Annotated in this window: 16 protein-coding genes; 9 read left to right on the top strand and 7 right to left on the bottom strand. The window is 64.4% G+C overall.

Translation table 11 applies throughout. The annotated features are described in order from the left end of the window. Positions 1-10: 10 nt before the first annotated feature. Positions 11-988: an ABC transporter permease gene (locus tag EJ072_RS22685; RefSeq protein ID WP_126081383.1), complete on the bottom strand. Its 978-nt coding sequence runs from the start codon at positions 986-988 to the stop codon at positions 11-13. Positions 989-1330: 342 nt separating this feature from the next. Between EJ072_RS22685 and EJ072_RS22680 the strand changes: the two genes are divergently transcribed. Then, a complete protein-coding gene (locus tag EJ072_RS22680; RefSeq protein ID WP_189343078.1) occupies positions 1331-2203 on the top strand; it encodes an MBL fold metallo-hydrolase in 873 nt (290 codons plus the stop codon). A 67-nt stretch (positions 2204-2270) separates the two neighbouring features. Here EJ072_RS22680 and EJ072_RS22675 read toward each other — a convergent pair whose 3' ends face one another. Continuing rightward, a complete protein-coding gene (locus EJ072_RS22675) occupies positions 2271-3437 on the bottom strand; it encodes an ABC transporter substrate-binding protein (RefSeq protein WP_126081381.1) in 1167 nt (388 codons plus the stop codon). Positions 3438-4013: 576 nt separating this feature from the next. On the opposite strand from EJ072_RS22675, the gene EJ072_RS22670 reads away from it, so the two are divergent. The 3 genes from EJ072_RS22670 to EJ072_RS22660 are packed head-to-tail and all read left to right on the top strand — an operon-like array spanning position 4014 to position 7484. After that, positions 4014-4913, top strand: coding sequence for a branched-chain amino acid ABC transporter permease (locus EJ072_RS22670; protein ID WP_126081380.1), 900 nt, complete (start codon positions 4014-4016; stop codon positions 4911-4913). A 7-nt stretch (positions 4914-4920) separates the two neighbouring features. Next, entirely contained in the window at positions 4921-6765 is a 1845-nt protein-coding gene (locus tag EJ072_RS22665) for an ATP-binding cassette domain-containing protein (protein WP_126081379.1), read from the top strand. Further along, a complete protein-coding gene (locus tag EJ072_RS22660) occupies positions 6762-7484 on the top strand; it encodes an ABC transporter ATP-binding protein (protein WP_126081378.1) in 723 nt (240 codons plus the stop codon). Before EJ072_RS22665 ends, EJ072_RS22660 begins: the two co-directional genes overlap by 4 nt. 31 nt (positions 7485-7515) lie before the next feature. Here EJ072_RS22660 and EJ072_RS22655 read toward each other — a convergent pair whose 3' ends face one another. From EJ072_RS22655 to EJ072_RS22645, 3 genes are read right to left on the bottom strand one after another with little or no spacing between them, the layout of a single operon-like run. Next, on the bottom strand, positions 7516-8529 hold the full coding sequence (locus EJ072_RS22655) for an ABC transporter permease (protein ID WP_126081377.1): 1014 nt from the start codon (positions 8527-8529) through the stop codon (positions 7516-7518). After that, complete coding sequence (locus tag EJ072_RS22650; RefSeq protein ID WP_126081376.1) at positions 8526-10076, bottom strand: sugar ABC transporter ATP-binding protein; 1551 nt, start codon at positions 10074-10076, stop codon at positions 8526-8528. Before EJ072_RS22650 ends, EJ072_RS22655 begins: the two co-directional genes overlap by 4 nt. Positions 10077-10116: 40 nt before the next feature. Then, positions 10117-11055 carry a sugar ABC transporter substrate-binding protein gene (locus tag EJ072_RS22645; protein WP_189343077.1) on the bottom strand — a complete coding sequence of 313 codons (939 nt, stop codon included), beginning with the start codon at positions 11053-11055 and terminating at the stop codon, positions 10117-10119. Positions 11056-11468: 413 nt separating this feature from the next. On the opposite strand from EJ072_RS22645, the gene EJ072_RS22640 reads away from it, so the two are divergent. After that, positions 11469-12251, top strand: coding sequence for an SDR family NAD(P)-dependent oxidoreductase (locus EJ072_RS22640; protein WP_189343076.1), 783 nt, complete (start codon positions 11469-11471; stop codon positions 12249-12251). A 45-nt stretch (positions 12252-12296) separates the two neighbouring features. Here EJ072_RS22640 and EJ072_RS22635 read toward each other — a convergent pair whose 3' ends face one another. Together EJ072_RS22635 and EJ072_RS22630 are read right to left on the bottom strand one after the other, a co-directional pair. Next, a complete protein-coding gene (locus EJ072_RS22635) occupies positions 12297-13175 on the bottom strand; it encodes an N-acyl homoserine lactonase family protein (RefSeq protein ID WP_126081373.1) in 879 nt (292 codons plus the stop codon). A 17-nt stretch (positions 13176-13192) separates the two neighbouring features. Next, positions 13193-13675, bottom strand: a complete 483-nt coding sequence (locus EJ072_RS22630; protein WP_126081372.1) for a hypothetical protein — start codon at positions 13673-13675, stop codon at positions 13193-13195. A gap of 208 nt (positions 13676-13883) precedes the next feature. Here EJ072_RS22630 and EJ072_RS22625 point away from each other — a divergent pair, with 208 nt between their 5' ends. The 4 genes from EJ072_RS22625 to EJ072_RS22610 all read left to right on the top strand — a co-directional run bounded on the left by EJ072_RS22625 (position 13884) and on the right by EJ072_RS22610 (position 17713). Then, positions 13884-14873, top strand: coding sequence for a LacI family DNA-binding transcriptional regulator (locus EJ072_RS22625; protein WP_210211604.1), 990 nt, complete (start codon positions 13884-13886; stop codon positions 14871-14873). Between the two features lie 170 nt (positions 14874-15043). After that, the gene (locus EJ072_RS22620) at positions 15044-15871 is read left to right on the top strand and encodes an SDR family NAD(P)-dependent oxidoreductase (RefSeq protein ID WP_210211603.1); all 828 of its coding nucleotides are present in this window, start codon (positions 15044-15046) and stop codon (positions 15869-15871) included. Positions 15872-15930: 59 nt separating this feature from the next. Continuing rightward, a complete protein-coding gene (locus tag EJ072_RS22615; RefSeq protein ID WP_126081369.1) occupies positions 15931-16731 on the top strand; it encodes an N-acyl homoserine lactonase family protein in 801 nt (266 codons plus the stop codon). 37 nt (positions 16732-16768) lie between these two features. Continuing rightward, positions 16769-17713: an NAD(P)-dependent oxidoreductase gene (locus tag EJ072_RS22610; RefSeq protein ID WP_292019070.1), complete on the top strand. Its 945-nt coding sequence runs from the start codon at positions 16769-16771 to the stop codon at positions 17711-17713. The last annotated feature ends 5 nt before the right edge of the window (positions 17714-17718 follow it).

Below are 17718 nucleotides of genomic sequence, written 5' to 3'. Positions count from 1 at the left end.
AAGCTTGTCTTCAGATGTCGCCCTGGCTCTGTTGCGAAGTCTGCTCGTCCCTGGGGTTGATGAAGCTATCGACCGTGATGGCGAGCAGCAGGATCAGGCTCTTGATGAGGTTCTGCGTCGTGTAGGTGATGTCGAGGATGGTCATGCCGTTGAGGAGCACGCCGACCAGCAGCGTCCCCACCAGCACGTTGCGCACGCTGCCGCGGCCGCCGCTGAGGCTGATGCCGCCGAGCACGACGACCAGCAGCACGTCGTAGATCATCGTCGAGTTGTAGACCCGCGTGCTCATTCCCGAGACGGCGGCGGCCATCACCACGCCGGCGAGGAAAGCGATCAGAGCGCTGATCACATATTGCGCCACGATCAGCGGGCGCAGCGGCAGGCCGGTGATGCGCGCGGCGAGCGCATTGTCTCCGGCCGCGTAGACGAAGCGGCCGAAGCGCGTGCGCATCAACACCAGCGCGACCAGTGCGGCCAGCACGGCAAAGGCGACGATGGGCATCGGCAGGCCGAGGAAAGCCCCTCGTCCAAGGAAGTCGAACCAGTCGACGCCGGCAGGCGAGTTCTGAACGTCGATCTGGAACAGGAAGGCGCGTCCCGAGCCATACATCACGAGGCCCATCGCAAGCGTAGTGAAGATGGCGGGAATGTCTGCATAGGCGATCAGGATGCCGCTCCCCAAACCGATGACCAGTGCCAGCAGGGCGCCGTAGACCAGAGCCGTGTCGAAGGGCATACCGGCCTGCGCCATCGACAGCACCCAGGACAGCGACACCACCATGGTCGCCACCATGGCAAGGTCGATACCGCGGCCGATGACGACCAGCCCCATGCCGAGGCCCAATATGCCCAGGATGGAGACGCTGCGCACCAGAGCGATCAGATTTCCCGCGGTCAGGAAATTGTTCAGCGTGGCGGCGAAAACCACGAACAGCGCGACGGCGAGCGCGAACACCACGCCCTCCTGCGACAACCGCGCCTTGGCCATTGCGCCACCTCCCGAACCAGGCCTTGCCGGCCCGTCGCGAAGCCCTTCGCGACCTGCTTTTCCTCGCCGCGACCATCCCCTTTTTGGCTGGCTCAAGACATATCCGCCCAGGGAATATCAGTTATGTTTCATGCCGGGCGGGGCATCGGACGCCTGAGCTGTGCGGTGGGTTGAAAGCCGGACACTTTCGGCATCGTCGGCAAGGCCTGTCATGCGACAAGCGCCATAGCTGTTATCCTGATTCCGCACTGCCTCATCGCTTCACTCCGCCTTGCCAATCGCGCAAAACTGCTGAGCGACAAGAGGAGGCGCCAAAGGCGCCTGTCGCACCGGGAGGAAATGATGACGGACGAGCCGCGCAAACAGACGCCGGGGGTCTACAGACGCCGAGTGGGCGATGCCATGGTGACCGTCATCAATGACGGTTTCCTCGATATCAGCGTGGCCATCCTGCGCGGGACGGATCGCGGCGACATGGAGGGCCTGATGCGCGAGCAGTTCCGGCACACGGAACCGCGTCTCACCGTCAATGCCTTCGTGATCGAGACGGGCAAGAACACCGTCCTGGTCGACGCCGGAGGCGGGTCGACCACGGTCTATTCCATGGGGCTGCTGCCGCAGAATCTCGAAGCCGCCGGCTTCAAGCCCACGGACTTCGACACCGTCCTGCTCACCCATATCCATCCCGACCATTCGAGCGGCCTGATGGACACTTCGGGCAAGCCGCTCTTTCCACGGGCTGAAGTCATCGTTCACCGGGATGATCTCGACTTCTGGTCCAATCCCGAGAAGGCTGAAAAGTCCGCCGCGGCGCGGCCTTATACCGGTTCGGCCGATGCGTTGCTGTCCAGCTATCGGGGTCATTTCCATCCCGCCGAAGGCGGCGAGGTAGTGCCGGGCATCCGGCAGCTTCCGCTGCCTGGACACACGCCCGGCCATAGCGGCTATCAGCTCGACTCGGCCGGCGAAACGCTGGTGATGTGGGGCGACACGGTGCACGTGCCGGAGATCCAGATTCCGCGGCCGCAGGTCACCAGCGAGTTCGACGTTGATGAAGCGTTGGCGCATGAAAACCGCCGCAAGATCTTCGAGCATGTCGCCAACGAGCGGCTGCTCGTCACCGGCGGGCACCTGCATCTGCCCGGGTTCGCGCATCTGGTGAAGGCGGGGGATGGCTTCCGCCTCGTTCCTGAAAGCTGGATGGTTCAGCTCTAGAAAACGGACATCAAAAACGGCTCCGGGCCGGCCCGATGGACCGGCCCGTGTGTTTTTAAGCCAGACGTCAATCCGTGACTTCGACCCAGGTCTTGCTCTTGGCGTCGTATTTGACCAGCGTCACCTGCTCGGCGGTGATGGTGATGTGGCTCTTTTCGGAGAAGCTGATATTGCCGGTCATGCCCTTGAAGCCCTGGACCGCGTTGAAGCCTTTCTGCAGGTCTTTCGGATTCGTCGACTTCACGTCCTTGATGACCTGCGCCAGCATCTTGATGCTGTCATAGGCGCCCGCCGAGAAGGGCGTGGCATCGACGTTGAACTTCTTCTTGTAGGCGTCCTTGAACGCCAGAAGTTCCGGACCCGGATGCAGCTCGGTCGTCAGCATCGCGGTGATCGTTCCATCGGCAAGGTCGCCGGCGAGCTTCGAGTAGGTATCGTCGGCGTTGGTCTCGTCATTGCCGTAGACGATGGCGTCGTAACCAATCGAATGCAGGTCCTGCACGAAGGCAGCCTGGTCCTGCGGGGTGAGCCACACGTCGACGCATTTGATGCCTGCGGCCTTGATGGCGTTGACCTCCGGCATCAGGCCAGCGGTCGCGCCCGTCGACCAGTTCTCGGTGATGGTGTGATCCATGGCGATCTTCTTGCCGGCCTTGTCATAGGCAAGCTGGATGCCGAACAGACCGCCCTGCCCGTATGTGGATGGATCATGCAGCACCGCGAGGCCATCGGGGCAGTGCTTCAATGCATGCTGGCCGATCTTCTCGCCCCAGGCAAAGGTGTTGAGACCGAAGTCGAAGACCCACGGGTTCGGCGGGCTGGTCGGCCCGTCCGGATTGACGGTGAGGCCGCCATCGTCGACGACGCCGATGGTCGGGAACTTATGGCGCTCAGCCAGTTGCGCCGTGACCGGGCCGGTGTCGGGCGAGCCGGCAATAGCGATCGCGCCCTGCGACATCAGCTTCTCATAGAGCTGCCCGGACAGCGTGGCCGACGCATTGTCGTTATGCGGGTCGAGCTTGAAGGTGTGGCCATCGACACCGCCGGCGGCGTTGACCTCGTCGACCGCCATCTGCGAGCCGTTCACCGTGGCGACACCGGTCGAACCATAGGCGCCGGTCGTTCCCGCGATGAGGCCGATGAGATATTCGTCCGCCGCGCTGGCTTGAACGCAGAGCCCCCAGAACGCCGTCGTGGCCAGCAACATCGCGGAAGTCGTCGCGAGTTTTCTCATGTCTGATTTTCCTCCCTGCGATCGGTGGGCAGGAACCGACAACCCGATCGCTCAATTGCCCTGCGCTTCCCGCGCCCTCTCGGTGATGGATTTTGCTATCCCGTCGCCAGGCCTTGTCAACGCGAGCGCCAGCGCCCCGAAGCCGGTTCAGCGACCCTGTCAATGCCACTGGAGAAGCCGACCGGGCACGATCATCGGTATCGCAAAAAGGGAGCTCGGCATCTAGGATAACTTATTGCTCCCACTTGCTTTTATACCAAACCAACTTCCTAAAACCGCGCGCCGAAAGACGCCTTGGACCGCCTCGCCGCGCCCCGCGTTTCACCGTTCCGAAACGCCGTTCAATCGCTGCGCTCATAGCTGTTATGTCACTCGCATCAGCTATTTCCGGACGGTCATTTTCGACTAGGTTTTTGACACCGGCGCAGCAGGCCAGAGCTGGACAAATTGCGGCATGGAACCCCCGCCCGACGGTTCATCTTGAATTCGGGCGGCTATCCGACGGAAGCGTCTCCCGCGAGGCGGTCAAGCCGGCTGAGGAGGCGACGCCGGCGAGGGGAGAGGGGCAAGCCACCAGTGCTGCAATTCGTGTTGAGCGGGGTAGCGATAGGATCGATCTACGGTCTGATCGGCATGGCGCTCGCGATCTCGTTCTACGTCACCCGCATCATCAATTTCGCGCAGGGCCAGCTGATGATGGTGACCGTCATGGTCACCGCCGAGCTCGCCTCCTCCGGCTATCCGGTCTGGCTGGCCGCGCTTGCCGGCCTGGCGTGCTCGTGCATCGTCGGCATCCTGTCCTATGTCATCGCGGTGCGGCCGATCCTTTTGTCGAACCGCTTCAGCTTCGGCTGGCTGGTGTCGACGCTAGGCTTCGCAGTGATCGTCGAAAATGCGGCCGCCTATATCTGGGGCCCGACGTCGCAGGCTTTTCCGCCGATCCTCAACGGCATCAGCCTGCCGATCGGCGGCGCGGTGCTGACTGCCCAGCAGCTTCTCGCCATCGTCACCGCCGCGGTGCTTGCCGCCGGCTTCGAGATCGTGCGGCGCTATACGCTGTTCGGCAAGCTCGGCATGGCGACGGCAGCCGATCCCGAGATGGCATCGGCCATCGGCGCCAACACAGCAATCGTCGCGATCGTCGCCTTCACGGTCTCCGCCGTTTACGCGGGGATCGCGGGCCTGCTCATCGGACCTTCGACCTTCGCCAATCCCTATCTCGGCGATACGTTCGGGACCTACGGCTTCATAGCCATGATGATCGGAGGCGGCACCGAGCGGCCGATAGCGGCGATGTTCGGCGGCGTGCTGCTCGGCGTCTGCGCCGAAGGCGCCAACGCGCTGATCAATTCACAGGCCTCGGACTGGTTCCCCTTCATCGTGCTCGTGCTGATCCTGATCGTCTCGCCCAAAGGCCTGTTCAGCACCAGCAATCCACTGTTTCGCCCGCGCCGAGCGGCCATGACGCGCGGCTGAGGTGAGCATGGCCCCTGCATTCGATAATCAGTCGGGCGCCGCCGCTCCAAGGCTTCGCATCGGCCGCTGGCGCGCCGCCGGGCTGGCCGCTGCCCTGATCGCCTATCTAGCGGCCACCGCCTATGTCGCCCAAACCGACCTCGGCCTGCAGAGCCTACTGCTGGTGGCCGCTGTCTTCGGCATCCTTGCGATCAGCCTCGACCTCGTGGCCGGGATGCTCGGCCTGTATTCGCTGGGCCAAGGCGGCTTTTTCGGAATCGGCGCCTACGCGACGACGATCCTTGCCAACGACTATGGCTGGAACGTCTTCGGCCTGCTCATGCTGGTCCTGGCGGCAACGGGCTTGATCGGCATGGCCGTGGGCGCAATGTCGCTTAGGGTCAGCGGCCTCTACTTCGCCATCACCACCTTCATCTTCACGCTGGTGCTGACGGTCCTGGCGACCGACATGGTCACCGTCACCGGCGGCCTACAGGGACTGCTCGGCCCGGCCTTTCCGGATTTCCCGGCAAGCCTGGAATGGCTCGGCACACCTTTGGTGTGGTGCATCATGCTGGCGCTGCTCGCCTGCCTCGGCCTGGTCTGGAATATTCGCCATTCGCCGCTCTACCCGATCCTGCTTTCGATCCGCGACGCCGAGCCGTTCGCTGAGGCCGCCGGCGCGCGCACGGCGGCGATCAAGGTCGGCGTCTTCGGCGTCTCGGCCGCGATGGCCGGAGGGGCAGGCTGGCTCTTCTCGTTCCTCGGCGTCGTCTCTCCCAGCCAGTTCGACTGGTCGGTGTCGCTGAACGTGCTTGTGATGGTGCTGATCGGCGGCATCAACACAAGCATCGGTCCGGTCGTCGGCGCCATGTTCGTCTCGATGTTCCCGAATGTCGTCAACATCAATCCCTGGCTGCAGGAGATCGTCTACGGAGCGCTCTCGATCCTGGCGATCACGCTGTTGCCCGACGGTGTCGTCGGCATTGCGCGGCGCGCGCTTGCACGGCGCGCCGGCGGGACAGCCCAGGTGGCAGATGCCGCCGCGGCCGAAGCCTTGACTGCCCCGCCCGCTATTGCGCCCTCGTACGCTTCGCCAAAAGACTCCGAGGTCATCGTGGAGTGCCGGGGCATCGAATTCGGCTACGGGCTCGGCCCGAAGGTCCTGCGCAATATCGACCTGGTCGTCCGCCGCGGCCATATCCATGGCCTGATCGGCCCGAACGGCTCGGGAAAGAGCACGCTGGCCAATGTGATATCTGGCCGCCTGACGCCGCATGCCGGGGAAGTCCTACTCAAGGGTACACGCGTCGACGGCATGCCGGCGAGCAGCCGCTCGCGGCTGGGACTGCGGCGCACCTTCCAGGCCGCGCAGTTGGTCAAGGAACTGACGCCGACGCAGAACGTCATGGTCGGGCTCTTCGATCGCGTGCCGCGCATCGTCCGCCGCGCGCCGCTCTGGCCGATGCTTGCCTCCGGCCGGCGCGACCTCGCGGCCATGCAACGCCGTGCCAGCGAGGCTCTCAGCCTCGTCGGCGCCGGCGACTGGACGGCGAGGCAGGTAGCAGACGTCCCGCACGGCATCGAGCAGCTGACGCAGCTCGCCTCGGTCTGCGTGGCCGGGCCGGACATCATCGTGCTCGACGAGCCGGCGACCGGACTGTCCGCCGAGGAGGTCAGGCATCTGGCCGCGATCCTAGCCAGTCTGAAGACTCAGGGCGTGACGATGATCATCATCGAGCACCAGACGCGCTTCCTGTTCCCGCTCTGCGACCGCGTGACCGTGCTCAACGCCGGCGAAGTGATCCTCACCGGCTCCGCCGATGAAGTGCGTGCCGACCCGGTGGTCAGACAGGTGTATCTCGGCGAATGAGCGAACAGCCCACCCTCGAAATCAACTCGTTAAGCGCCGGCTATGGCCGCTTCGACGTCGTGCGCGACGTGGCGCTGAGCGTCAGCAAGGGCGAGGCCGTCGCCTTGCTAGGACCGAACGGCGCCGGCAAGACAACAGTGCTGCGCGCCATCATGGGCCTCGTCAAGCAGCGGCGCGGCCTGATCCGCATCGGCGGCACCGATGTCTCGGCGCTCCCCACCCACCGCATCGCCCGCGGGTTGGCCGCGATCGCGCCGGAGGGGCGCCGCCTGTTCCTCGACCAGTCAGTCGAGGACAATCTGCTACTCGGTGCCCTGCATCTGCGCCATGACCGGGCGCGCACCCAGACATTGCTCGCGTCTGTCTACGACCTCTTTCCTGTCCTCAAGGCCTATCGCCAGCGGCTGTCGTCATTCCTCAGCGGCGGCGAGCAGCAGATGGTCGCGATCGGCCGCATGCTGATGAGCGACCCCGAGATCATGCTGCTCGACGAACCGTCGGTGGCGCTTTCTCCCGTTGCCGTCGACATCGTGGTCAAGGCGATGCTGGAGTTGCGCCAACGCGGCGCCTCGCTGCTTCTTGTCGAGCAGCGCACCGACGTCGCAACCCGGGTCTGCGACCGGCTCTACGTCATGACGCATGGCGAGATCGTCGACGAGATGAAGCCGGAGACGATCCGCTCCGGCGGCATGTCGATCCTCAACAAATATCTCGGCTGACGCCTGAAACCGTCTCGAGCGGTGACGCCTCTCACGCCGAGGCGGCGTAGCGCCGCGCGAGCGCCGACATGCCGACGGCGAGAACCAGGATCCCGCCCTTGAAGATCGGCTGGAAATGGGTGGGCGCGCCGAAGATGCTGAGCCCGTTGAAGCCGACCGCCAGGATCAGCACGCCGACCAGCGTTCCGGTAATGTGGAACTCGCCCTCGCGCAAGGTGGCGGACCCGAGGAACACCGCGGCAAAGGCGTCGAGCAGGTAGCCGTCGGCGGCGGCCAGCGTGCCGCTGCCGAGCAGCGACGAGAGCAGCGTGCCGGTGAGTGCGGCGCAGAAGCCGGCGGTGGCGAAGGCGAAGATCTTGATGCGGTCGACGCGAATGCCGGACAGCCTCGCCGCCTCCATGTTGCTGCCCACGGCCTGCATCTTCTGGCCGATGTCGGTCTTGTTGAGCACGGTCCAGAGCGCCAGCAGCACCACGACCATGATGATCACCGGGTTGGGCAGACCGAAGACGATGCGGCCGAGCGAGATGTCGGTGAAGGCGCGCGGGATGCCGGTGGCGATCGGAAAGGCGCTGTAGGTGAAGCCGATGCCGGTCAGCATCGTGCCGATGCCAAGGGTCGAGATCACCGCGTTGATCCGGACCTTGGTCACCAGCAGGCCGTTGAGGATGCCGATGCCGGCGCCGAGGGCGAGCGCGCAGATGATGCTCAGCCAGATTGGAAAGCCTTCATAGGCCATCAGGCCGGTGACGATGAGGCCGACGAAGCTTGCCACATAGCCGATGCTGAGATCGAACTCGCCGACTACAAGCGTATAAGTCAAGCCGCTGGCAATGATCGCGGTGAGCGAAGCCTGGCTCAGGATGTTGAGGAAATTGGCGCGCGACAGGAAAACGCCAGGCGCGTTGATGGAGAAGAACAACACCATCAAGAGCAGCCCGATGATCGTTCCGTAGCGCGACAGGCCGATCAGTGCGGTCCGCTTCCACGAGGACCTGCGGGCCTGCGGCGCTTCCTTTGCCACGGGGACAGTCTCGGCCGTCATGCCGCTTCTCCTTGATCGTCATGCGCGTCGTGATAACTGAGCTCGATGATGTGCGCTTCGGTGATGTCGGCGCCGGTGAGTTCGCCGGTGATGCGGCCCTCGCGCATCACCAGGACGCGGTCGGCCAGCAAAGTGAGTTCCTCGACGTCGGAGGAGATCACCAGGATGCCGACGCCGGAGCGGGCAAGCGCGCGGATCGCGTCATGTATCTCCTCGCGCGCGCCGACATCGACGCCCCGCGACGGCTCATCGAGGATTAAAAGTCTGGTGCCGGCATTCAGCCAGCGCGCGATCAACGCCTTCTGCTGATTGCCGCCGGAAAGGCCGGCGATCCTGGCCGTCACGCTCGGCGTCTTGATGCCGAGATGGGCGACAAGGCTTTCCGCCTGCCGCCGGCCCTTGGCGTCGGAAAGGAACGGAAGACCGGGCACGCTGCGCAGCAGCTTCAGTGTTGAGATGTTGATGTTGAAAGCTACAGATTGCTGCAGCATCACCCCTTGCGAGCGGCGCTCCTCAGGCACCAGGGCGATTCCTGTCTCGACCGCCTCGGACGGGTTGGCGACATTGAGCCGCTTGCCGTCCAGTTCGAAATGGCCGGCCTCGGGGCGAGCGAGCCCGGCAACGAGATGAGCGAATTCGGTGCGGCCGGCCCCGACGAGCCCGCCGAGCGCCAGAACCTCCCCCTTGTAGAGATCGAGGCTCACATCCTTCACCGCCTGCTTCCAGGCAATGGAGCGTGCGGAAAAGACCGGCTGCCGGCTGCGGTCGGGGGCAAGGCGGTCGCGCTCATCCGGCGTGCGGATGGCATGGCCGATGATGGCGCGAACCAATCCCTTCTTATCCAGCGCGCCGCGCTCGGCCTGGCTGACGATGCGGCCGTCGCGGAGCACGGTGATCCTGTCGCAAAGCTGCAGCACTTCTTCCAGCCGATGCGACACGTAGAGGATGGCGACGCCCTGGGCGGCGAGATCGCGGATGATGGCGAAGAGCTGCTCGCTTTCCGGCGCGGAGAGCGAGGCTGTCGGCTCGTCCATCGCGATCATGCTGGCGTCGCGGGTAAGCGCCTTGCCGATCATGACCAGCCAGCGCTGGGCGACCGAGAGCTCCGAGACTTTCGTGTCGAGCGGAAACCGGATGCCGACGCGCTCGGCCGCGGCGCGCGCGGCGACGCCCGAGCGCTTCCAGTCGATCATGCCGAACCGCGTCACCTTCGGCGCACCGAGCAGCATGTTCTGCAGGGCGCTGAAATGCGGGATCAGATTGAGTTCCTGATGGATGAAGGCGAGGCCCGCGCGCTCGGACGCCTTCGGCGTGCCCAGCTGAAGCTCATTGCCCGCGATGGTCACGCTGCCCTGGTCCGGACTGGTGACGCCGGCGAGACAGCGGATCAGCGTCGACTTGCCGGCGCCGTTAGCGCCGACAAGGCCGTGCACCCGGCCGCGCTCGATATCGAGATCGGCGCGGTCGAGCGCGAGTTCGCCCGCAAAGGATTTGGTCAGGCCGCGGATGCGCATCCATGCGCCGGCGGCCGAGACGGGCGCCGACACCTAGCCGCTCCGTTTCGCGGAGCGGCTCAGCCTGTATGTCTTACATGCCATTGGGGTGTTCGGCCATGAACTTGTCGACATTGTCCTTGGTCACCACCACGCCGGGGATCTCGATGGTCTTCGGCTGCCATGAATCGCCGGCTTTCATGGAGTCGAGAATGGCCTGGAACACTTCCTTGCCCTCCTGATAGGCGGGCTGCCAGACGGTGGCCGTCATGTCGCCTTCCTTGACCAGTTGCAGGGCCTGGGCGCTGCCGTTGATCGACACTGTCGTCACATCGGTGCGCCCGGCCTGGCGCAGCGCCGCCACGGCGCCCTGCATCGGCTCGTCCCAGCACGACCAGATGGCGAGCGGCGTGTCGCCGCCGGCCGGATGCGCGGTCAGCCAGGCCGCGGCCGTGGCGTTGCCGAACTGGACCTGCCCGGGCGCGACCACTTCGCTGTAATCCACCTTGACGCCCGACTTGCCCTTGACTCCTTCGTCGAAGGCCATGCCGCGGTCGATGCAAAGCTTGCCCGGATGGAAGGTCATGGCCAGGACATTGGCCTTATCGCCGGCCTTCTCCAGGAGATACTTGACCGAATCGTCGCCAACCTGCCGGCCGCTGGTCGTCGCCACGATGCCGGGGACGATCTCGCCACCCCAAGTGCCGACAGGGATATGCGCGTCGCGCGCCGCCGCCAGGCCGGAGCCGATCGAGCTGCTGGCGAAGGCCAGCACGAAGATGGCGTCGACATGCTGGGCCGCGAAGCTGTTCATCGCTGCGTTGGCCTGATCGGCGCTCGCCTGGGTGTCGGTCACCTTGACGTCCCAGCCGGCTGCCTTGGCTGCGTCCGTCGCCCCGCCGATGACCGCGATGTTGAGCGCGTCATTGGCGAGCAGCGCGACGATGCCGAGCGTCTTGTGGTCCTGCGCCTGCACAGCAGTTGAAACGATCATCGTTCCAGCGGTCAGTAAGGCAAGCAAAAGCCTTTTCATCTGGGAATCCTCCTCTCCCGTTGGTGCCGGCCCATGGCGGACCGACCGTTCCCTCTCCTCGGACTCCGACCAGGGGCGCCGGGACACCGGCTTCGCCGTGTCCGTCGGGCACCCCTGCCGGCCGCTTGCATGCACCCCTCCGCTGCGGCTCTCACGAGCCAACATGAGACAGAGGCGCCTGCCGCTTGATCTTGGTACCGGTACCATATGGCAGTTTTAGCAGACCGGCAATAGCCGCCGTCAACCCGCCCGAGAAATTCGCCGTTGCGACATCACATGCGATTTGAAATGGACGAGTTCACGTTGCCAAGCTGATTTTTCTTGTTATCGGTATCAGGCTAGGGCTATGGCTGAGGCGGTCTAAGTGGAGAGCGCCGCGAGCGCGTAACAGCTCGAGCGAGATGGGAACAGACATGAAAGTGACCTATGACTTTTCCGGCAAGAACGTCATCCTGATCGGCGGGACGACCGGCATCGGGCGGGCAACGGCGCTGGCCTTCGCCAAGGCCGGAGCCAATCTCTACGTCTCCGGCATCGGCGCGGACTCCGGAGAAAGCCTCAAGACAGAGGTCAAGCCGCTTGGCGTCGAGATCGAATTCGAGGAAGTCGACGTTCGCGACAGCAAGGCGATGGCGGCCCTGCACAAGCATGCCTTCGAGCGGTTCGGGCGCATCGACATCGCCTTCAACAATGCCGGCGTCCCGGGCAAGACCGCGCCAGTGCACGAGCTCGATGACGAAGATTACGACCTGCTGATGGACGTCAATCTGCGCGGCATCTTCAACGGCCTCAGGCATCAGGTCCCGCACATGACCGCCAAGGGCGGCGGCGCGATCGTCAACACCTCGTCGCTGTTCGGCGTCATCGGCTTCGCCACGACCGCGGTCTATTGCGCCAGCAAGTGGGGCGTGATCGGCCTCACCAACTCGGTGGCGTTGGAAGTCGCGCGCAAGAACATCCGCGTCAACGCCATCGCGCCTGGCTCGGTGATGACGCCGCTGCTGCGCGGCATGTTCGGCAGCGAGCAGAGCGCCAAGGACACGGTGCTGCCGATGATCCCGATGGGCCGCATCAGCGACCCGTCCGAAATCGCGCAGCTGGTGCTTTTCCTGTCATCGGACGCCGCATCCTTCATCACCGGGCAGGCCGTGGTGATCGACGGCGGCGGCTTCGTCGCGGGCGCCGACAAGCTCTGACGCTTTCAAGGCTGGGGCACAGCCCCCAGCCTTGTTCCTCTTCATTCAGGCGACGCAGCTCTTCTCGCCCTTGGCGAGGGCGATCTCCACCACTTGGAGACCTTTGTCCGTCAGTCGCGACGGGAATGTCGTGCGTAGCCGGTCTTCATGCACCGGTATCACCCTGCGCACCTCGCCACCGACCGATTTCAGCATCTCGGCGCTGGAGAAGATCAGATTGTGCTGGCTGCCGACGGCAAGCCCGATGGGCACGATCTGCGGCGCTGCCGGATCGAGCCCGGTCAGGTTGTCGTAGGTGTAGATGAGATCGCCGGCGAAGATCCAGCGATCCTCGCCGGCGCTGGTGCCGTCGTTGCGGACAGTCACATACATGCTGCCATAAGTGTGGGTGTCGGCGGCGAGATGGACGTCGATCCCCGGCAGCACGTTCTCCTGGTCGCCATCGATGCAGATCATGCGACCTTCCTTCGCCGCCTCGACCGCTCGCACGATATCGGCCGGATCGCCGCCGCCGACGAGGAACCGGTATTCCGGCCCGAGCGTGAGCGCCCACACCCATTTGTCCAACTCGCTCTTCTGGACGTAGAATTTGGCGTTGGGGAACAGATGCATGGCGCCCATATGGTCGAAATGGGCATGGGTAATGAAGACGCTGGTCACGTCCTCCGGCTTCACGCCGCATTCGGCGAGGACCGCGCGCGGACCGTGATAGTTCGAGACGCCATAGGCGGTGGCCAGTTGCTCGCCGTAAGCGACATGGTCGTAGCCGGTATCGATCAGGATGGTTTCGCCACCGCCCTTCAGCAGCGCGTAGGCATAGGGAAGCTTGCGCGTGCCCTGGTGCTGCGGCCCGTACATCATGACGCTGAAGGGGAACTTCTCCACCGCCGCGTATTCGAGCACCCAGATCGAGTAGTGTGCCATTCAATCCTCCTGATTGATTAGATGCCTTGCCCGGACAGGCCCGGCGCGTGGACGGCGCAACAGGCCTGTCCGAAATCGATGAGCTCGAAGCCGGGCAACAGGCGCGACGTCGCCCGCAGATGGTCGCTCGTCGCGCGAAGTGCGCGTGTCAGCGTGTCGAACCGTTTGTCCGACCTGTCCTGCGCCCCGCGGCACGCCGTCGCCGCGGCGCAGGCTTCCATGAGCGTCTCGGCCGCACCGCGCATGTGATGGTAGTGGTGCGCGGCCGGCTCTGGCGCCTGCAGGCCGCGAACCGCTTCTGCCGCTTGCATGACGGCCTGTCTTGTTCCAGCCAAAGCGCCCTCGGCCAGCGCCGCCTGGCGGCGCGACGTCAGCAGGAACAGCGCGTAGCCGGACAGTTGGGTCATGGTCTGGCTGATCAATTGCTGCGCGTCACGCGCGGAATCGGCATAGCGCAGCAGCGACTGCTCCGTCACGCCGACGCAGGAATACACGCCCATTGCAATCCTCCACGCCGGCATCGCGGCGTCCTCCTCGCTTGGGCATTACCCGATTTTGATATCGGTAACAACAGAATTGCTGCAACCGGCGCCAACGGCTTGTTTGTTCGATAAGGGAATGATTTGATGCGCCCCGGCCGGACCGAGCGTAACCAAGATGCCCAGGCGATCCTCTCAGAACCAAGAAAGACGCAATGGCAGCGCCAGAATGCGCGACGTAGCGGTTCGCGCCGGTGTCTCCACCATGACCGTCTCGCGGGTCCTGAACGAGCCCGGCAAAGTGTCAGAGGAGATGCGCGAGCGTGTGCTGACGGCGGTCCGCGAGATCGGCTATCTGCCGAACCATCTGGCGGGCAGCTTGTCCTCGAATCGCTCAACGACCATCGGGCTGATCGTTCCAAGCATCGACAACTCGATCTACACGCAGACGATCAAGGGCCTGTCAGAGGTCCTGAAGCGCTCTGGTTTCCAGCTGATGATCGCGGAATCGGGCTATGATCCCAATGAGGAAGAGGAGCTCATCACCGTCTTCCTCAGCCACCGGGTCGGCGGGCTCGTCCTGCACAGCACCGAGCATACGCCACAGGCGATCGAGAAGATCCGCAAGTCGGGCATTCCGGTCGTCGAGAACGGCAACATCCCCAAAGAGCCGCTCGACATGGTCGTAAGCTATTCAAATCGCGATGCTTCTTACGCGATGACCATGCATCTGGGCAGGCTCGGCTATCGCAAGATCGCCTTCGCCAGCCTCTATTCCGTGCATAATGACCGCTCGCAGGACCGCCTCAAGGGATACCTGGCGGCGCTCAAGCAATTGGGTCACGAACCTGATCCGCGCATGGTCCTGGAAACGGGACGCGGCCTTGCCGCTGGCGCCGAAGTAGTCGCGCGGGTAATGCAGAGCGTGCCGGAGGTCGACGCGCTTTTCTGCGCCGGCGAAGTCCTGGCCGTCGGCGCGCTGTTCGAGTGCCAGCGACGCGGCTGGTCAGTACCCGGCCGCATCGCGCTCGCCAGTTTCGACGACGTCGACCTGTTGCGGCATGTCAGCCCCTCCATCACCACCTTGCGGCTGCCGCGCTACGACATAGGCGAGCGGACGGCGCGGATCCTGCTCAGCCGCATCATCGACGGCGCCGATCACCTGCGCGGCAGCGTCGTCGACCTCAAGTTCGAAGTGATCCAGCGCGAGAGCACCTGACCCACCCCGAGCACCGGTATCGCAACACGGCTCCCCGCTTTTCTGCGATTGCATTCTGTTACCGGTACCAATATAAAGTCGAGACCTGCGCAGCAGTCGCCTGCCTGGCGGACTATCGTAGGAATGAGGGGCTTGGCAATGCTCGCAGAATGGCGGAACAGGATTTGAGCTTGTCGAAGGAAGCTGAGAGAGCAGCGCCCTCCACCCGGGCGAAGCCGCTCAACGAATGCACCGCCTTGATCACCGGCTCCACCGCGGGTCTCGGGCAGGCGATGGCTGCAAGGCTTGCAGAGGCCGGTTGCGGCGTAATACTGCACGGTCTGGAAGACGCCGAGCAGATCGAGGCGCAACGCGACGATCTCGCCCGTAAGACGGGCGCCCGTGTTGCCTACCACAAGGCCGATCTCTCGACGCTATCGGGCGTCGAAGGACTGATCAATGCTGCGATGTCGGTGCTCGGTCCGATCGACATCCTCGTCAACAATGCTGTCGTCCGGCACTTCGCTCCGGTCATAGAGTTCCCGACCGAGCAATGGGACCTGGCGCTGGCGGTCAACCTCTCCGCCGCGTTCCACGCCATCCGGCTTCTGCTCCCGAACATGCGCAGCCGGAATTTCGGCCGGATCTTCAACATTACCTCCGTCTACGGCATGCGCGGAACGACCGATCGCGTCGGCTATGTGACAACGAAGTCTGCTATCCTCGGCTTGACCCGCGCCGTGGCGTTGGAGAACCTGGATCGCGACGTGACCTGTCACAGCCTCTGCCCGGGTTCGGTGCTGACGCCCGGCACGGAAGAACGGGTGGAGAGGCTAATGGCCGAGCGCCGCATCGACCGGACGGCGGCCGAGCGGCTCTTCCTCGAGGGCAAGCAGCCGGGCGGCAACTTCGTCTCGGCCGGGAGCATCTCGGACCTGCTCGTCTTCCTGTGCGGGCCGATCGCCCGGGACATGACCGGATCGGTACTGCCGGTCGAAGCAGGCTGGCTGGCAAGTTGAGCTAGGGTCGAAGCAGACCGGCATCGCCTGCGCGAGAGTAATGTCTAGAGGAGCGATCCATGGACGAATTGTACGAAGTCTACGCCATCCGTTACGGCCACCACGACCGCAACGCGGCAGCGAATTTCATCGGCGGCGACCCGCATGACGGGCCGATGCCGCTCGACTATTTCGTCTGGGCGATCGTCGGCAAGTCGCGCACTTTCGTGTTCGATACGGGCTTCGACGCGAAAGTCGCGGACCGGCGCCAGCGAAATCTGCTGCGCCCGGTCGGCGATGGATTGAAGATGATCGGCATCGATCCGGACAAGGTCGAGGACGTCATTATCTCGCATATGCATTTCGACCATGCCGGCAATCACGAGCTGTTCCCGAAGGCTCGCTATCACGTCCAGGACGTGGAGATGGCCTACTGCACGGGACGCTGCATGTGCCACAGCTATCTCAGGCATCCGTTCGACTATGAGGACGTGGCCAGCATGATCGGCAAGCTCTATGCCGGGCGCGTGACCTTCCATGACGGCGTCTCCGAGGTCGCTCCGAACCTCACCGTGCATCGTGTCGGCGGCCACTCAAAGGGCCTGCAGGTGATCCGGGTGAAGACGCAGCGCGGGTGGGTGGTGCTGGGCTCCGACGCATCGCATTTCTACGCCAATTTCGAGCAGAACCGGCCCTTCCCGGTGCTGGAAAGCGCAACCGACATGCTGGACGGCTACGCCACCATGAAGAAGCTCGCCAGCACGCCGAACCACATCATCCCGGGCCACGATCCGCTGGTGCTCGCCCGCTATCCCGCGGCGCTGGCGGGCGTGGACGACATCGTGCGCCTCGACCTCGACCCGATCGCCGGAGCGCCGTGAGCGCCTTTTTGATCGGCGCCCCTGATGGTCGAAAGCCTTGGGGCGTTCGTCGCAAAATCGTATGGAGACGACAATGACTGATCTCAAGCTCGGGCTGGCTGGCGCCGGCAGGATGGGAACGCCGATGGCGAAGCGCCTGATGGCGGCAGGCTATAGCGTGAGCGTCTATGACACCAATGCGGCCGCCGTCGAGGCATTGGCCGCGCAGGGCGCCGGCAAGGCCGCGACACCCGCGGAGCTGGCGAAGCGCTGCGACGTGGTCCTGCTTTCGCTGCCGACGCCGGAGATCGTGCAGGCCGTCTGCCTTGGCCAAGACGGGCTCACCTCCGCCAAGGGCGCGAGCATCGTCATCGACCTCTCGACCACCGGTCCGCGGACGGAGCGCCTTGTCGCGCAAGGCCTCAAGGCGGCCGGCATCTCGCTGGCCGACTGTCCGGTGAGCGGCGGCGTGGGCGGCGCCGAGAAGGGCACGCTGGCGATGATGGCCGCCTGCGACGACGCGACGATGGAAACGATCCGCCCGGTGCTCGAAACGCTAGGCAAGCCGGTCCATGTCGGCCTGGAGCCCGGCATGGGCCAGATGATCAAAGTGATCAACAATTTGATGTCGGTGACGGCTTTGTCGATCGCTTCCGAGGCGCTCGTGCTCGGCACCAAGGCCGGGCTCGATCCGGACGTCATGCTTGAGGTCATCAATTCGGGCAGCGGCAGTTCCAACGCGACATTGACCAAGATCCCGAAATTCGTCCTTACCCGCGGCTTCGATTTCGGCTTCGCCATCGGGCTGTCGGCCAAGGACATTCGCCTTTGTCTCGAGGAGAGCGACGCGCTGGGCGTGCCGATGATCGTCGGCGGCGCGGTGCGGCAGTTGCTGACCGTGGCGAAGAGCGACCTCGGCGCCGATGCGGACCTGACCGAAATCATCAAGCCGATCGAGGGTTGGGCCGGCGTGACGGTCGCCAGCAAGAAGGCCCAGGCCTGACGCCG

It is taken from the genome of Mesorhizobium sp. M2A.F.Ca.ET.046.03.2.1 (assembly GCF_003952425.1).
Lineage (GTDB): Bacteria > Pseudomonadota > Alphaproteobacteria > Rhizobiales > Rhizobiaceae > Mesorhizobium.
Note: the sequence above shows the minus strand (reverse complement) of the source record. Positions and strands in the feature narration are given on the sequence as shown.

What these genes read in the sequence shown, in the direction of transcription:
- EJ072_RS22630 (WP_126081372.1), bottom strand. Translation starts at nt 13,675, where the DNA reads ATGGGCGTGTATTCCTGCGTCGGCGTGACGGAGCAGTCGCTGCTGCGC.
- EJ072_RS22675 (WP_126081381.1), bottom strand. Translation starts at nt 3,437, where the DNA reads ATGAGAAAACTCGCGACGACTTCCGCGATGTTGCTGGCCACGACGGCG.
- EJ072_RS22685 (WP_126081383.1), bottom strand. Translation starts at nt 988, where the DNA reads ATGGCCAAGGCGCGGTTGTCGCAGGAGGGCGTGGTGTTCGCGCTCGCC.
- EJ072_RS22640 (WP_189343076.1), top strand. Translation starts at nt 11,469, where the DNA reads ATGAAAGTGACCTATGACTTTTCCGGCAAGAACGTCATCCTGATCGGC.
- EJ072_RS22625 (WP_210211604.1), top strand. Translation starts at nt 13,884, where the DNA reads ATGCGCGACGTAGCGGTTCGCGCCGGTGTCTCCACCATGACCGTCTCG.
- EJ072_RS22645 (WP_189343077.1), bottom strand. Translation starts at nt 11,055, where the DNA reads ATGAAAAGGCTTTTGCTTGCCTTACTGACCGCTGGAACGATGATCGTT.
- EJ072_RS22655 (WP_126081377.1), bottom strand. Translation starts at nt 8,529, where the DNA reads ATGACGGCCGAGACTGTCCCCGTGGCAAAGGAAGCGCCGCAGGCCCGC.
- EJ072_RS22680 (WP_189343078.1), top strand. Translation starts at nt 1,331, where the DNA reads ATGACGGACGAGCCGCGCAAACAGACGCCGGGGGTCTACAGACGCCGA.
- EJ072_RS22660 (WP_126081378.1), top strand. Translation starts at nt 6,762, where the DNA reads ATGAGCGAACAGCCCACCCTCGAAATCAACTCGTTAAGCGCCGGCTAT.
- EJ072_RS22615 (WP_126081369.1), top strand. Translation starts at nt 15,931, where the DNA reads ATGGACGAATTGTACGAAGTCTACGCCATCCGTTACGGCCACCACGAC.
- EJ072_RS22635 (WP_126081373.1), bottom strand. Translation starts at nt 13,175, where the DNA reads ATGGCACACTACTCGATCTGGGTGCTCGAATACGCGGCGGTGGAGAAG.
- EJ072_RS22665 (WP_126081379.1), top strand. Translation starts at nt 4,921, where the DNA reads ATGGCCCCTGCATTCGATAATCAGTCGGGCGCCGCCGCTCCAAGGCTT.